The 1959-nt window shown below is 75.5% G+C and carries 2 protein-coding genes; one reads left to right on the top strand and one right to left on the bottom strand.

Annotated elements, in window-relative coordinates:
• The coding region (locus H5J30_RS30005; RefSeq protein ID WP_258563602.1) for a polysaccharide lyase family protein at positions 1-499 on the top strand (499 nt) is incomplete at its 5' end.
• 21 nt (positions 500-520) lie between these two features.
• Here H5J30_RS30005 and H5J30_RS30000 read toward each other — a convergent pair.
• Complete coding sequence (locus tag H5J30_RS30000; RefSeq protein WP_181790520.1) at positions 521-1768, bottom strand: aminopeptidase; 1248 nt, start codon at positions 1766-1768, stop codon at positions 521-523.
• Between the last annotated feature and the right edge of the window lie 191 nt (positions 1769-1959).

Genomic DNA, 1959 nt, shown 5'->3' with positions numbered 1-1959 from the left:
GTTCGACCACCGGGGGCTGGAGTTCGCGCTGTCGCCGAACCTGAGCGCGCAGTACCCCGCGGCCTTCCCCGAGGACGTCGACTTCCGCCACGGCACCTCCGACCCCGGTCGCGACTGGTGCTATCTGCACCCGGGCCCGGGCGACGCGTGGGCCGGCCGCAAGGAGCACACGTTCACGCTCCGCTTCGACCTGGCCGCCGCGCCGCGGCAGGACCTCGGCTTCGCACTGTGGCTGATCGACTCGCACGCCACCGCCGCCGGCACCGCCGAGCTGGCGGTCAACGGCCGCGCGGTGCGAACGCTGGAGTTCCGCGGCGGCGCGACCCGCGGCTCGCTGGAGGGCGACGCGGCCCGCTCCGGCAGCGTGCTCAAGCCGTCGTCGTACGAACTGCCGCTGGCGGCGGACCTCTTCACGGCCGGCGAGAACGTGCTGACGCTGCGCAAGACGAGCGGGTCGTGGATCGCGTACGACGCGCTGGGGGTGTTCGCGCCGGAGTGACGGCCGCGCGCCCGCCGACCCTCAGAGCTGCCACTCGTCGTTCCGCAGCACCGCCACCCGGCGGCCGTCGCGGGTGAGGCCGGTGACCGTGACCTCCGGCCCGCCGACCATGAAGTCGGTGTGCACGGCGGAGACGCTCATGCCCAGCGCGTCGCGCTCCCCGGCGCTCAGCTCCGCCGCGCCCGGCACGGTCTGCGGCAGTCCCGCACCCCACGCCAGGTGGCAGGTGGCGTTCTCGTCGAGCAGGGTCTCCAGGAACGTCACCCCCGACCTGCCGATCGGCGACGTCCCGTCCACCAGCGCGACCTCGCCGAGCTGGGCCCCGCCGCGGTCGGCCGCCTGGTGGGCCCGTACGACATCCGCGCCGCTGCTCGCCCGCACCTCGGCGACGCGCCCGCGGGCGAAGGTCAGCTCCAGGTCGGTGACGACCGTGCCGGCCAGCGCGAGCGGCCGGGTGGCCCGTACGGTGCCCTCGACCCGGCGGTGGTCCGGGGTCGTGTACACCTCCTCCGACGGCAGGTTGGCGACGAACCGGCGGCCGTCGGCGCTGTCGAAGCCCACCGCGTCCCAGCGCCCGCCCGGGATCATCCCGATCGTCAGGTCGGTGCCCGGGCCCTCGAAGTGGACGGCGTCCAGGCCGAGTCCGTCGAGCCGGGCCGCCCTGGCCTTCAGCTCGGCCAGCCGCTCCCGCCAGGCGGCGGCCGGGTCGGGCCGGTCGAGCCGCAGGAAGTGCCTCATGTGCCCCCACAGCCGGGCCACGTCCTCCTCGCCGAAGACGTGGCGCGACCAGGAGCGGGTGGGGTAGCCGATGACGGTCCAGCGGACGAGGTCGCCCTGCTGGAGGCGGTAGCGGGAGGCGAGGTTGGGCATGCGGTCGAGCCCGGCCCTGGCGGGGTCGGTGTCGTCGAGCAGGCCGGGCTCGGCCTCGCCGCGGATGTTGACCAGCACGCCGTGGCGGCGGCCGAGTTCGCGGTTGCGCGCGTCGAGCCAGTCGGGTACGTCGCCGAGCGTGGCGGCGTCGGCGTGGCGGACGCGGGAGCGCTTGGCGTGCGGGTCGAAGTACCAGATGTCGACGTAGCGGGCGCCGCGCGCGTACGCGCCCTCGGCGAGCGCGCGGGCCAGCGGGGCGTGCTCGATCTCGGCGTTGACGGCCACCAGGTCGCCGGCTTCGACGGGGGCGGCGACGTCGAGGACGAGTGCGGCGTACGCGGCCAGGTCGGCGGCGGGGATGTCGGGGGAGGCGGGCGAGGCGTACGCGGACGGGTTCATGGGCACTCCTGTGGGCCGGGGATGCGAAACGTGCGTACGGGGGCGGAAATCAGCCGGGTTCGGCGTCCGGCCCGGCGTCGCGATCGCCGCCGGGCCCGCCGCCGAGTTCGAGCAGCATCGCGGTGAAGCTGACGTGCACGCCGTCGCCGGTCCGCGGCGGTCCCGCCTTGTCGTGGACGAGGCGGACGGCC

Origin of the sequence: Streptomyces phytophilus, assembly GCF_013870535.1 — a bacterium.
GTDB classification, from domain to species: domain Bacteria; phylum Actinomycetota; class Actinomycetes; order Streptomycetales; family Streptomycetaceae; genus Streptomyces; species Streptomyces phytophilus.
Note: the sequence above shows the minus strand (reverse complement) of the source record. Positions and strands in the feature narration are given on the sequence as shown.

Excerpts from the sequence above, each read along its gene's own strand:
- H5J30_RS30000 (WP_181790520.1), bottom strand. The coding sequence starts at position 1,768 with ATGAACCCGTCCGCGTACGCCTCGCCCGCCTCCCCCGACATCCCCGCC.